Raw genomic sequence first — 13,500 nt, 5'->3', positions numbered from 1 at the left:
CCGTTTAACTTCTGTCAGCGGAAATGATCTTTTTCATCTCCGCCACCGCTGCGCCATTGACGGCGTAGCGCCTGTATTCGTCCGCATCGGGATCGGCTGACATCGAAACGCCTGGATGACGAAAGCGCATTTCCGATGGCAACCACTGGCCTGCAGAGCTATGAACCTCTTTCACCCCCGCCTGCAGAAACAGCTGCAGGTTCGCGGCGCGCACTCCCGCACCGGCCATAATGATTGGAGTATCCCCTGCGGCAATAAGTTCCGTAATTAATGAAATACCTTTCTCCGCCGAGGATTGCTGACCGGAAGTCAGGATACGTTTAACCCCCAGCTCACCCAGCGTTTCCCAGGCCTGACGCGGGTCGGCGCACAGATCGAACGCGCGATGAAAGGTCACCGCCAGCGGCCCGGCCGCGGCCATTATTTTTTTCATCAGCGGGATATCGACCTGACCATCGGCATTCAGCACGCCGGTCACCAGCCCGGGAAAGCCGAGCTCCCGCACCATGCGGATATCGCCAAGCATCGCGGCGAACTCCTCTTCGGTGTAGCAGAAATCGCCGCCGCGCGGGCGGATAATCGGATGCACCGGGAGGGTAATCGCCTCGCGGACCGAGACCAGCACCCCGTAAGAGGGTGTTAGTCCCCCTTCCTGCGGCGCGGCGCAGAGTTCAATACGATCGGCGCCGTAGCGCTCAGCCTCCCGGGCGCACGCCATGCTGTAACAACAAACTTCCAGTACCGCCATTGCTCACTCCCTGATCCAGACAACCTTCTCAGCATGTCATGATTTCACGCGGCAGACGCCGCGCGGCTTCACACTGTTATGTATCGGCTTGCTCGCTGGCGACGATTTGTTCAATAGACCATGGGTGAAATTTGACCGTCACGCTGCCGTCGGTGACCGCCAGGGTGGGATTCGGCAGACGCTCATGTTCCCCTTTCGGCGAGCTGGTTTTGACGACGATCCCCGGCTGGCTGAGTCCGTCATCGGCCAGCAGCGCCAGAGCGCGGGCATTTAAGGTAGCCGGATCGCCGGGCAGGACAATTTCGATATGCTCCCAGCCTTCATGGGGATAACGCTTTTCACCCGGCCACGGCAGCTCAACGATATGAAAGCGCCAGTGCGCCACGCAGACCGGCTCCGCCAGTTTAAACAAGCAGATAGGCCGACCGTTGATCATATTCTCCGACAGCAGGGTTCCGCACTGCGCCAACCCACTGCGCCAGCGCTCCGCGGTGGCGTTCTGATGACAGCGCAGGGAGATATGGTCGGCGTCGAGCCCGCCGATCTCCAGTCCCAGTCGCGCAGCGAAGCGCTGTAGCGCATCGGAAAATCGCGGGAGATCCGCCGTAATATCGGCCAGTTGTTCAATCTGCTGCCAGTTCGCCATGGGTTTGCTCGTCACTTATGTTCATCAATTATAAAAAGGCTAATCTACCGTGTTTTAGGCCGCGGACCAACCGCCACCCTGCCGCTGCGTGACCGACCGACGATGGATTGCCCATGCCGCCGCGCCGCGCGCGATGCTGACGGACGGGGACAAATGCAGTATACTCCCGCCCTAATTTGTCCACATTCCGGCGCCGCCTCCCTCGGGGGCTGGCGCATTACACGTAAGGTATTCCGGTGAATATTCAGGCTCTTCTCTCAGAAAAAGTCAGCCAGGCCCTGATCGCGGCAGGCGCGCCTGCCGATTGCGAACCTCAGGTCCGCCAGTCAGCAAAAGTTCAGTTCGGTGACTATCAGGCCAACGGCGTGATGGCTGTCGCCAAAAAGCTGGGCATGGCGCCGCGACAACTTGCAGAGCAGGTACTGTCTCATCTTGACCTCAACGGCATTGCCAGCAAGGTTGAAATCGCCGGGCCGGGCTTTATCAATATTTTCCTCGACCCCGCGTTCCTGGCGGACAACGTCAACCGCGCGCTGCAGTCAGAACGCCTGGGCGTCGCCACGCCACAGGTACAGACCATCGTCGTCGACTATTCGGCGCCAAACGTGGCGAAAGAGATGCACGTCGGCCATCTGCGTTCGACCATCATTGGCGATGCCTCGGTCCGTACCCTGGAGTTCCTGGGCCATAAGGTGATCCGCGCCAACCACGTCGGCGACTGGGGCACCCAGTTCGGCATGCTGATCGCGTATCTGGAAAAACAGCAGCAGGAAAACGCCGGCGAGATGGCCCTGGCCGACCTCGAAGGTTTTTATCGCGAAGCGAAAAAACACTACGACGAAGACGAAGCCTTCGCCGAGCGCGCGCGCAGCTACGTGGTTAAGCTGCAGGGCGGCGATGAGTACTTCCTGCAGATGTGGCGTAAGCTGGTGGACATCACCATGTCGCAGAACCAGATCACCTACGATCGCCTGAATGTGACGCTGACCCGCGATGACGTGATGGGCGAAAGCCTGTACAACCCGATGCTGCCGGGGATCGTCGCCGATCTGAAAGCCAAAGGGCTGGCCGTGGAGAGCGAAGGCGCCACCGTGGTGTTCCTTGATGAGTATAAAAACAAGGAAGGCGAACCGATGGGCGTCATCATCCAGAAAAAGGATGGCGGCTACCTCTATACCACTACCGATATCGCCTGTGCGAAGTATCGCTATGAAACACTGCACGCCGACCGCGTGCTCTACTACATCGACTCCCGTCAGCACCAGCACCTGATGCAGGCGTGGACCATCGTGCGTAAAGCAGGCTATGTGCCGGACTCCGTGCCGCTGGAACACCATATGTTCGGCATGATGCTGGGTAAAGACGGCAAGCCGTTTAAAACCCGCGCCGGCGGCACCGTGAAGCTGGCGGATCTGCTGGACGAAGCGCTGGAGCGCGCGCGTCGCCTGGTGGCCGAGAAGAACCCGGAGATGTCCGCTGATGAGCTGGAAAATCTGGCGAAAGTGGTGGGTATCGGCGCGGTGAAATACGCCGACCTGTCGAAAAACCGCACCACCGACTACGTTTTCGACTGGGATAATATGCTGGCGTTCGAAGGCAACACCGCGCCGTATATGCAGTATGCCTATACCCGCGTGCTCTCCGTGTTCCGCAAAGCCGGCATTGACGAAAACGCCCTCACCGACGCGCCGGTGGTGATTGCGGAAGATCGCGAAGCCCAGCTGGCCGCGCGCCTGTTGCAGTTTGAAGAGACCCTCTCCGTGGTCGCTCGCGAAGGGACGCCGCACGTGATGTGCGCCTACCTCTACGATCTGGCGGGCCTGTTCTCCGGTTTCTACGAGCACTGCCCGATCCTCAGCGCGGAAAGCGAAGCGACCCGCAACAGCCGCCTGAAGCTGGCGCTGCTGACGGCGAAAACCCTCAAGCTGGGTCTCGATACCCTCGGTATCGAAACCGTCGAACGTATGTAAAACCAACCCGGCGAAAGCCGGGTTAGTTTTTTCAGGCGCCGCGCCTGCGGGGTCTCCTGCTCAGAAATACTTGCGCAGATACTCGGTCAGACAGAGGATCGCCATCGCCTGGCCGTAGGGCATCGAGGTGAGCGGGATCTGGCGATAGAAATCAAGGTCTGACCCCATTCCGGTGCCAAAGGAAGTCTGCAGCAGCTCCCCCTGCGGCGAAATATTCCGCACAATTCCGCGAATCGCTTTTTCAGCCACCCCGGCATAGTGCTGCCCGACATATCGCTTGCGCACCGCTTTGAGTATGCCGTAGGCAAAGCCGGCGGTCGCCGAGGCCTCTGGATAAGAGTGCGGGTCGTCCAGCAGGGTATGCCACAGGCCGCTGTCGTCCTGACATTTCGCTAAGGCGGCAATTTGCGCGTTCAGCACCTCGGTCAGATAGCGCCGTACCGCATTCCCTTCCGGGAGATCCACTAACTCAAGAAAATCCGGGATCACCATAGTGAGCCAGCTGTTGCCCCGCGCCCAGCGCGCCCGGGCAAAATTATGCCGACCGTCATAGCTCCAGCCGTGAAACCACAGCCCGGTTTCCCGGTCCATCAGGTTCTGCACGTGGAGCAGGAACTGATAGGTCGCCTCCTCCACATACTGCGGACGATGAAGCAGCTTGCCAATTTTGGCTAACGGCAACACGGTCATCATCAGGGTGTCATCCCACATTTGCTGGCGGTTTTCTTCCGCCAGGGTGATGTGCTGCATGCCGCCCTGCTCGGTACGCGGCATCTCATACATTGCCCACTCCGCCCAGCTCTCCAGCCACGGCAGGTACGCCTTACATCCGGTCTCTTCAAAGCGATAGGCCAGGGTCAGGAACGGCGCCATGGTGTTGACGTTTTTGGTCGTTGCCCCCTCGGCGAAACGGTCGGCAAACCAGCGGTCAATGATATCGCGCATCTCGAGATCGCCGGTTTGCTGATAATACTGATAGATGCCATACAGCCCGACGCCGTGGGTCCACTCCCAGCCGGCCCAGCCTTTGGTATCAATAACGCGCCCGTCATCCAGGCGCAGTAAAAATTGCCCGCTCTCATCCTTAATATTCACCAGGTTTTGCGTCACGTTGCGGATAAGCGCCTGCAGTTCGCTACGGGCGATAAAACGCTCAGGCTGACAGAGTAATGGGCTATGTTTGACCGGCCAAACTTTCATGTTGTTAACCTCGGGTATATGTCGAATTCAAAGCGCCGCCCTGGGTGAGCGCCGGGGCAGCAGGTTTATGACGATTCAGGTAACCAATGTTGTTATTTCCCCACAGGCAGTCGTAAGGCATCCCCGCCAGCATCTCGACGACCGCGCGGTGTTCCGCACTGGTCAGTTCCGGCTGGGCGTGACCGCTTTCGCGCATTCTTAGGGTTTCGCTGCGCAGGACGCTGTGGGTATGCAGATTGAGTTTGAAGCGCAGCGAAACGAGGAAGCCGCAGGCTAAGACCACCAGCGTGCCGACGCTGAGGATCAGCAAAATGGTATGGCTGACCCCTTCAGGCTGTATTTTTTGCCCGGAGACAAACCCCGACAGCTGCATGATGATGCCCACCAGCATCACCGCCCCCGCCTGCGAGGCTTTGCGGGTCAGCGTCATGATGCCGGCAAAAATCCCCTCCCGGCGCTGGCCGGTGATCGCTTCGTCGACGTCGGCAATATAGGTGTAGGTATTCCACGGTACGTAGTTAATCCCGCCGCGTCCCAGTCCGGCGACAGCAGAGATGAGCAGCAATAACGAATAGACGTCGCTCAGTCCGGCGTAATAGAGCAGCGCATAGGAGAGCGAGCTCAGGCCAAAGAGGACCACCACCATGCGGTACGACGGCGCGGGGCCAAAGCGAATGCACAGCGGGATCATGGCGATCACGGCGATAAACTGGAAAATCGCCATCGTCCCCAGCAGATTCGAGGCGACAGAGGCCTCCTGCATCAGAACAAAGACCACGTAATAGGTGAACACGGCATTGAAAACGTCCTGGGCGATATAGCCCCCCAGATACATGCCGAGGTGCTGGCGGAATATTTTTATCCGCAGCGTGGAGCTCAGCTCAATCACCAGGCGATTGAGGCTCTGGGCGAGGGTTAAGTTCTGTTTTTCCGCTTCCGCCCGCAGCGCCGCCTCTGACCAGGCCTCACGCGGCCGCTCCCAGGTGAAACACCAGACGAAGGTCAGCATCACCGCGCACAGGACCGAGAACACCAGACTGGCATAAAAGAACGAGCTGGCATTGTCTTTGCCGAGCCAGGTAAGGAGGATCCCCGGCAGAAAGGAGGCTAAAATCGCCGACATTTGCGCCATTGAGATGCGCGCGCCGGAGAATTTGGTTTTCTGTTTAAAGTCATCGGTCATCTCCGGCACCAGCGTCTCGTAGGGCACCAGAATCATGGTGTAGACCATATCAAACAGCAGATAGGTGATCAGGTAGTACCAGAAGCCCATCTCGCCAACCCACATCGCCGAGTAGCTGAATACGCATGGGATGCCGAGCAGAATAAAGAATTTTCTGCGGCCGAAGCGCTTGCCGAGCCAGGTGGTGCCGAAGTTATCGGTGAGAAAGCCCATCAGCGGGCTCACCACCGCATCCAGTACGCGGGCGGAAGCGAATATCAGCGTGGCTTCTATCGGAGAGAGTCCGCAGAAGGTGGTGTAAAAGTAGAGCAGCCATGCGGCGGTTAGCGCCGTGGTGCCGGCGCCGAGGAAATCGCCCGCGCCGTAGGCCAGGTAGTTAGCCAGTCCAATCTTTCGTGTTTTCATCGCCGTGATCCTGTGTCTTTTTTTAAGAGAACGCCGACAATCTTTCCGGATTTGCCACCGGAAGGGAGTGGGTACCTGGCTACACTAAAAGCAGCGAAACGACGTTACCTTTGTGCTTTTGCCACGCAACCGTTGCCGGTGGCAAAATGACAAAGAGATGACGTCTTCACTTCACTCATTTATAAAACGGCATTTCTTTTAAATCAAAAGACAGGTTCACCATTGTGATCTAGCCGGAAAAACACCGACTGGCGAAGAGGCTCGCAAATCCCGGGATCGGCCCTTGCGCAGCCGGGTAAACAGGAGTAAAGAAAGAAGGAAAGAAAGGGTTATTCCGCGTATCTCAAGGAGGCCAGATGCCTTATTCACATCTGCTGGTTGCCGTCGCGCCAACGCCGGAGAGTCAGGTATTAATTAAAAAAGCGGTGTCGATTGCCCGGCCCGTGAACGCGAAAGTGAGCTTTATCACCCTCGCCACGGATCCGGAGCTGTATAACCAGTTCGCTGCGCCGATGATGGAAAATCTGCGCGAGGTGATGCAGGAAGAGACGCGTGATTTTCTCAACGAGCTGGCGCGTCACGCGGACTACCCGATAGAGAAAATGACCATCGCCTGCGGCGAACTGGGCCATCATATTAAGGACTTCTGCCGGTCGCACCAGGTCGATCTGGTGATCTGCGGCAATCATAACCATTCCCTTTTTTCGCGCGCCACCTGCTCGGCGAAAAATATCGTCGGCAGCTGCGGCGTCGATGTCCTGCTGGTTTCCCTTGAAAAGGGCTAACGCCGGTTAGCCCTTTTCCTGAACTAGGCCAGTTTAGGGAACGTGGCTATCTTCCCCCGCAGGCGGCTCTCCTCACTGCGCGGTGAAATATGCTGCAGATCGTCGACAAAGCGCGCCTGCCAGTTATGAATATCATTTTCTCTGATCACGTCCAGCATCGCAGAATGACGGGCAATACGTTCCGCCAGCGGCATGCTAAGGGCGCGATCCAGCGCGGCGGCAACCTCGTCGCGATCGTAGGGGTTGACGATCAGGGCGCTGGTCAGCTCCTGCGCCGCGCCGGCAAACTGTGACAGGACCAGTACGCCAGGGTTATCCGGATCCTGCGCCGCCACGTATTCCTTCGCCACCAGGTTCATACCATCGCGCAGGGGCGTCACCAGGCCGACGTCAGAGTAGCGGAAGACCTTCATCAGCAGCTTACGGTCAAAATGCTGGTTCAGGTAGTAGAGCGGGGTCCAGCCAAGCTGGCCAAACTGGCCATTGATGCGCCCGGATGCGGTTTCCAGCTGGTGGCGGATGTCCTGATAGGCCTGCACATCGCCGCGGGAGGTCGGTGCGATCTGGGTATAACGGATCTTGCCGTGATGCTGAGGATACTTCTCGAGCAGCGTCTCATAGGCGAGGAACCGCTCCGGCAACCCTTTCGAGTAGTCAAGCCGCTCCACCGAGAAGATATTCTTCACGTTTTTGAGCTCGTTTTTCAGCTGGACCAGTTTCGGCGGCAGCGGACCTTTGGCATTGCGCGTAATCTCGTCCGGATCGATCCCTATCGGATAAACCTCAGTGCTGAACGCCTTACCCCACGCCTGATAGCGTTTGTCTCCGAGGTCGGAGAGTCGGGTCTGCATGGCAATGCTGTCAAGAAACGCGGTTCTGTCGCTTTCAGTCTGGAAGCCCAACAGGTCGTAATCGCACAGTTGTTCCAGCAGCTCAGCGTGCGGCGGTAGCGCGTTAAAAATCTCCGGCGTCGGGAACGGAATATGCAAAAAGAAGCCGATCCGGTTGTTGACCCCACGCTTGCGCAGTTCGCTGGCGAAGGGCAGCAGATGGTAATCATGGATCCACAGCGTATCGTCTGGTTCGATCAGCGGCAGAAGCTTGTCCGCCAGCATGGCGTTAACTCGCTGATATCCCTCCCAGGCTTCGCGCTGGAAGCTGACCAGATCAAGACGATAATGGAAGGCCGGCCACAGCACGGCATTAGAGAACTGGTTGTAGTATTCATCATGGTCACGTTCATTAAGGTTGAACGACGCCCATGAAATATTTCCGCGGGAGACCTGCTTCAGCGGTTGCTGGTCATCGCCAATTTCGCCGCTCCAGCCAAACCACAGACCCCCTGCCGCTTTCAGTGCCCCCAGGATGCCGACGGCCAGACCGCCAGCGCTCGATTTTTTATCGTCCGGTAAGGCGATACGGTTAGAGACTACGACTAAACGACTCATGGTCATCCCTCCTTTCGGTTTGCGCGTCATACGCCAGATGTTGCAACCACGTCCTTACGGCGGCGGCATCCGCCAACCGCCAGTGCGCCTGGGTTTCCCCGGCGCCCACTTTTATCGACATTCCCTGCAGTTGATTAACCACGCTGAATCCCGCTTCGTCGGTCAAATCATCGCCGACAAAAACCGGTTCGCGACCGGCAAACGGCGCTTCCTGCATGAAGGCGGTGATCGCCTCCCCTTTGTTGACACCGCGGGGTTTAATCTCCACTACGCACTTGCCAAGCTGTAGCGCCAGCAGCGGGTAGCGCTGAACGATGCGCTGCGCCAGCTCCAGCACCGCGCTCTGCTGCTGCGGCGCCTGGCGGTAGTGGAGCGCGAAGGCCATCTCTTTACTCTCCAGCTCGCACCCGGGGAGCGCCTGCAACGCCGAGGTCAGTTCAGCCGCGATTTCATCGCGCAGAGCCGACGGCAGAGAGACAATATAGGTTTTACCATTGATATCACGGCGTTCAGCCCCGTGAACACCGGCCAGCGGTAGCCGCCAGGGATGGGTTAGCGCGTCAAGTTCAGACATTGAGCGCCCTGAAATCAATGCCACCGCCCCGCCCTGCTGCCGGGCCAGCGCGTTGAGCGCCTGCAGCGTGTTGTCGGGTATCACCACCTGATCGGGGTGCGGCTGGATATCGGCAAGAGTACCGTCGAGGTCAAAGAAAAAAGCGTAGTTTCCGGTTAGCGCAGGCGGTACAGATATCTGGTTATCCACCCTGTTTCCTCCTTATCATGGCCAGCCGAAGCTGGTTGTTAATTATATGTTAGCCATGTAAGTATAGACAGTGTGACCAACCTCGCCATTTTTGATAGTTACCGCCAGCGAAACGGGCGCTGGCGGTAATTACTCTGTAGACTTAAAAGTTATGCCTGAAATCAGGCCGCACGTTTGGCTTTTTGTTTGTAGCGGTCAAAAATTACCGCCGCCAGCAGGATGACCCCGCGCACGACGTATTGTGAGAACGGCGAGATGTTCAGCAGGTTCATCGCGTTCTCCACGGTCCCGAGGATCAGGATCCCGGCCACCACGTAGGAGATCTTGCCGATCCCGCCCTTCAGCGATACCCCGCCCAGCACACAGGCCGAAATAACAATCAGCTCATAGCCAATCGAGGTCATCGGCTGGCCGCTGGTCATCCGCGACGCCAGAATGATCCCCGCCGCGGCCGATACCAGGCCGGAGAGCACAAAGATAATAATCTTGGTGCGCACCACCGGAACACCGGCCAGACGCGCCGCCTCTTCATTGCCGCCTATAGCCAGCGTATTACGGCCAAAGGTGGTTTTGTTTAGTAATAATCCGAAAACCACCAGGCAGGCGACCGTCAGCCAGATCGGCGCCGGCAGACCAAACCAGTTGGCGTAACCGAGGGTGAAGAAGCGTTCATCTTCGATCCCCACTGCTTTACCGTCGGAGATAATGTAGGCCAGGCCGCGGACAATCTGCATAGTGGCCAGCGTGGTGATCAGGGCGTTGATCTTCAGCCGGGCAATGACAAAGCCGTTGACCAGGCCACTGATCGCCCCCAGCAGCAGACCGGCGGCAATCCCCAGCCACAGGCTTTCGCTCAGGTTAATCACCACCGCGGTAGTGACCCCGGCACAGGCGATAACCGACGCCACCGACAGGTCGAAATCGCCGGAGGCCAGGCAGAAGAGCATACCGCAGGCCACCATCCCGGACATCGAGATCGCCAGCCCCAGCCCCTTCATATTGACGAATGAGGCAAAGTTAGGCACAAAAATTACGCAGCCGATAAACAGCACCGCAAACACCACCAGCATGCCAAACTGATCCCAGATACGGGCAAAGCTAAAGGCAGAGCGGGTAGCGCCGGACGTAGTCACTGATGACATCATTTACTCCTTACTCAGGCGACAGCCTGACTCACTTTTGGCATCGCAAGGCTTAACGCCTGCTGTTCATTGGCTTCTTCATGCAGCAGTTCGCCGGCGACTTGCCCTTCACGCATCACCACGATGCGGTCGGCGACGCCCAGCACTTCCGGCAGGTCGCTGGAGGCAAATACCACGGCGACACCGGAGGCGGCGAGGCCATATATCACGTTGTAAATTTCATGTTTGGCGCCGACATCGATACCGCGGGTGGGCTCATCGAGCAGGATCACCTTCATCTCTTCCGACAGCCAGCGGCCCAGGATCGCTTTCTGCTGGTTGCCGCCAGACAGGTTCATGATCAGCTGTTCCGGGCCCGGCGTTTTAATGTTCAGCGACTGGATATGCTGATCGGCGTTGTCCGCCTCCCAGGCGTTGTTGATCAGGCACCCGGCGTGGATATGCTTGCGTCGGGCGCTGATATTGATGTTGTCGCGCACGGAGTGAACCGGAATAATCCCCTCCGCTTTCCGATCTTCCGGGCACAGCATCATCCCGGCCTGGATGGCCTGGGCCGGTTTGCGTATGTCGACGGGCTGGCCATCGATATACACCTGACCGCTGGTGATCCGCGTCCCGCCGAACAGACCTTTCATCAGTTCGCTGCGCCCGGCGCCCACCAGCCCAAACAGGCCGACGATTTCGCCACTGCGCACCGAGAGGCTGACCGGCGTGCGCACGCCCGGGGCCTTCACCTCCTCCAGACGCAGCCGCTCTTCGCCGTAGGGGCGAGGTTTCCAGCCGTAAATATCCCCCAGATTGCGTCCCACCATCGCCTGAACCAGCGCGTCGTGGCTGACGCTCGGCATATCATCAAAGGTGCAGACGTAGCGGCCATCTTTAAAGACGGTGATGGCATCGCTGAGGGCAAAAATTTCTTCCATCCGGTGTGAAACATAGATGATGACGCGCCCCTCCTCCCGTAGCTCGCGGATAACGCGAAACAGGTTGTCGATCTCCCGGGCGGAGAGCGAACTGGTCGGTTCATCGAAGGCGATAATTTTGGCGTTACGCGCCAGCGCTTTGGCAATCTCCACCATCTGCCACTGGCCAATGGAGAGATACTTCAGCGGCGTCTCCGGGTCGATATCCAGCCCCAGATGCTCAAGCTGCAGGCGGGCCTCGTAGTTGAGCAGCGAGCGGTTGACGATGCCGCCTCTGTGCGGCAGCTGGCCAAGATAGATATTTTCGGCGACGGTCATCTCCGGGATCAGATGCAGTTCTTGATAGATAATCGCCACGCCGGCGTTGAGCGCCGCCATCGTATTGGTGAACGCCATCTGCTGACCGCCGATCTGCAGGTGGCCCGCGGTGGGGATGTAGTTACCGCTGAGGATTTTCAGCAGCGTCGATTTGCCTGCGCCATTTTCGCCCATCAGCGCGTGGATCTGTCCTGGGTAGCAGTCAAAACTGATATCGGACAAGGCCTTTACGCCAGGGAACGTCATGGTGATGCCGCGAAATGAGAGATAAGGGGTAGACTGTTGCATAACGACTCCGCTCTTCTGCACTCAGCCCCCGCCGCGGCGGGGGCCAGTTCAACCGGGCTGTTACAGCCCTTTTTTCGCCAGCTCTTCTTTGAAGTTATCGCGGGTAATCAGCACCACATCGGTCACCGCAGTGAACTTCGGCGGCTCAACGCCCTTGGTGACCCAGTTGTAGAGCATTTCGCTGGTTTTATAGCCATGAATATCCGGGCTTGGCAGCAGGGAGCCATAGAAACCGGTCGGCTGCGCCTTCGACAGTTCGTTGACGGCATCCACGCCGTTGATGCCAATGCCAATCACATCCGGCGCTTTAAAGCCCTGGCCTTCAGTGGCACGCACGCCGCCGAGCACGGTGTTGTCGTTCATCCCAACGATCAGCCAGTGTTTAACCTGCGGGTGCTGGACCAGCATCGAGTTACCGGCGTCAAACGCCCCCGGGATATCGTTAGATTTTGTCGGAACGCGGTAGATTTGCGCTTCCGGGAAACCGGCCGCCTTCAGGGCATCGATGGAGCCAGTGGTACGACGGCGGGCGGTGTCCAGCTCATCGGCGGTGATGGCCATCACCGCGGTGTCTTTAACATCCCAGCCGCGTTTCTGCATCTCTTTATACAGCTCCTGCCCCTGGCGGGCGCCGATTTCGCTGGCCGCCATCATCACCAGCGGCACGCTCTCCATCGGTTTACCTTTGGCGTTGACGAACTGGTCATCGACGGTAATCACCTTCATGTCATAGCCGCGCGCTTTAGCGACAATCGCCGAGCCGAGCTTAGGATCGGGGGTACAGATGACAAAGCCCTTCGCGCCGCTGGCCGCCAGGCTATCGATGGCGTTCAGGGTTTTCTCACCATCCGGCACCGCAATTTTAATGACGTCAAAGCCTAAATCTTTTCCTGCTTTATCAGCAAATTTCCACTCGGTCTGGAACCATGGCTCTTCCGGCTGTTTCACCAGAAAACCCAATTTCAGGTTTTCCGCCATAGCTGATTGTGACATAACCGCTGCGAGACCAATGGCCGCCAGCGCTTTAGTAAATTTGTGCATGGTAAACTCCAGCTTTAATTCGCTTTCATGTAGGGAAAAATCGGAATTAACTTTTTTATCAGCATCAAAACAAGGCATTAGAAAAATCACATTCCCTACTGCCGTTGTTAGAGTAGTAATACCCGGAAATTATTTCTCCATACGAGAGCATTATCACATCGCGGAATTACAGTAATTGCGTACATAGATTTAGCAAAAAAAGACATAAAAAAAGACATAATTGTCATACAATTTAACCGGCGAATAGCAGGATCATCTATACCACCAGCAGGGTTATCCCTGTGATGTCAGAGGGTGTTTAACAGAGGGTTACGGCACTGTTATATCCAGTGGCTAACGGGGTCGCAGCGGCGGTCAACTGCCTGCCGGCGCTGAAGATCAACAGACGCGCTTCGCCAGTCCGCGCATCGGCCGTTTTATATCGCGATAAAACGGATCTTTTGCGTAATTTATTCCGAATTGAAAAAGATATTCCGGATACATAAAAAAGCCTGCAACAAAAAATAAAAATAATTATCATCACCATGAAACATTGCTCTCTGAAATAACTTATAGCTTTGCGTTATACGACGAATCTCGTAGTCAAATACCTATAACTTATACCTGGCACACCGCGCTAGCGCCCCGGTCTACGCCGCCA

General features: G+C 57.3%; 11 protein-coding genes. 2 read left to right on the top strand and 9 right to left on the bottom strand.

Features of this window, described 5'->3' with window-relative positions; genetic code table 11:
• Nucleotides 1-4: 4 nt before the first annotated feature.
• Nucleotides 5-748 carry a copper homeostasis protein CutC gene (gene cutC, locus K5R89_RS20275; protein WP_087827154.1) on the bottom strand — a complete coding sequence of 248 codons (744 nt, stop codon included), beginning with the start codon at nt 746-748 and terminating at the stop codon, nt 5-7.
• 76 nt (nt 749-824) lie between these two features.
• Nucleotides 825-1,394, bottom strand: a complete 570-nt coding sequence (locus tag K5R89_RS20270) for a VOC family protein (RefSeq protein WP_023290260.1) — start codon at nt 1,392-1,394, stop codon at nt 825-827.
• Nucleotides 1,395-1,630: 236 nt separating this feature from the next.
• Here K5R89_RS20270 and argS point away from each other — a divergent pair, with 236 nt between their 5' ends.
• Nucleotides 1,631-3,364, top strand: a complete 1,734-nt coding sequence (gene argS, locus K5R89_RS20265; protein WP_004203428.1) for an arginine--tRNA ligase — start codon at nt 1,631-1,633, stop codon at nt 3,362-3,364.
• A gap of 60 nt (nt 3,365-3,424) precedes the next feature.
• Here the strand turns inward: argS and K5R89_RS20260 are convergent, their stop codons facing one another.
• Together K5R89_RS20260 and K5R89_RS20255 are read right to left on the bottom strand one after the other, a co-directional pair.
• Nucleotides 3,425-4,564 (bottom strand): glycoside hydrolase family 105 protein, encoded by a 1,140-nt coding sequence (locus K5R89_RS20260; RefSeq protein ID WP_217259561.1) that lies wholly within the window; start codon nt 4,562-4,564, stop codon nt 3,425-3,427.
• Between the two features lie 4 nt (nt 4,565-4,568).
• Nucleotides 4,569-6,152, bottom strand: a complete 1,584-nt coding sequence (locus K5R89_RS20255; RefSeq protein ID WP_023290263.1) for an MFS transporter — start codon at nt 6,150-6,152, stop codon at nt 4,569-4,571.
• A 356-nt stretch (nt 6,153-6,508) separates the two neighbouring features.
• Between K5R89_RS20255 and uspC the strand changes: the two genes are divergently transcribed.
• Entirely contained in the window at nt 6,509-6,937 is a 429-nt protein-coding gene (gene uspC, locus K5R89_RS20250) for a universal stress protein UspC (protein ID WP_004203433.1), read from the top strand.
• A 23-nt stretch (nt 6,938-6,960) separates the two neighbouring features.
• On the opposite strand, the gene otsA is transcribed toward uspC, so the two are convergent.
• The 5 genes from otsA to K5R89_RS20225 form a co-directional block, all read right to left on the bottom strand.
• Nucleotides 6,961-8,385, bottom strand: a complete 1,425-nt coding sequence (otsA, locus tag K5R89_RS20245; protein WP_032453397.1) for an alpha,alpha-trehalose-phosphate synthase — start codon at nt 8,383-8,385, stop codon at nt 6,961-6,963.
• Entirely contained in the window at nt 8,360-9,148 is a 789-nt protein-coding gene (gene otsB / locus K5R89_RS20240; protein ID WP_023290265.1) for a trehalose-phosphatase, read from the bottom strand. Before otsB ends, otsA begins: the two co-directional genes overlap by 26 nt.
• Before the next feature lie 161 nt (nt 9,149-9,309).
• Entirely contained in the window at nt 9,310-10,290 is a 981-nt protein-coding gene (araH, locus tag K5R89_RS20235; RefSeq protein ID WP_023290266.1) for an L-arabinose ABC transporter permease AraH, read from the bottom strand.
• Nucleotides 10,291-10,304: 14 nt separating this feature from the next.
• Nucleotides 10,305-11,819 (bottom strand): L-arabinose ABC transporter ATP-binding protein AraG, encoded by a 1,515-nt coding sequence (gene araG, locus K5R89_RS20230; RefSeq protein WP_044523997.1) that lies wholly within the window; start codon nt 11,817-11,819, stop codon nt 10,305-10,307.
• Between the two features lie 60 nt (nt 11,820-11,879).
• A complete protein-coding gene (locus K5R89_RS20225; protein WP_004203441.1) occupies nt 11,880-12,860 on the bottom strand; it encodes an arabinose ABC transporter substrate-binding protein in 981 nt (326 codons plus the stop codon).
• Nucleotides 12,861-13,500: the final 640 nt, after the last annotated feature.

It is taken from the genome of Klebsiella sp. TF21-TM, from assembly GCF_019753495.1.
Taxonomy (GTDB): domain Bacteria; phylum Pseudomonadota; class Gammaproteobacteria; order Enterobacterales; family Enterobacteriaceae; genus Klebsiella; species Klebsiella quasipneumoniae.
The sequence above is the reverse complement of the archived record's forward strand: the minus strand, read 5'-3'. Positions and strand labels throughout refer to the sequence as shown.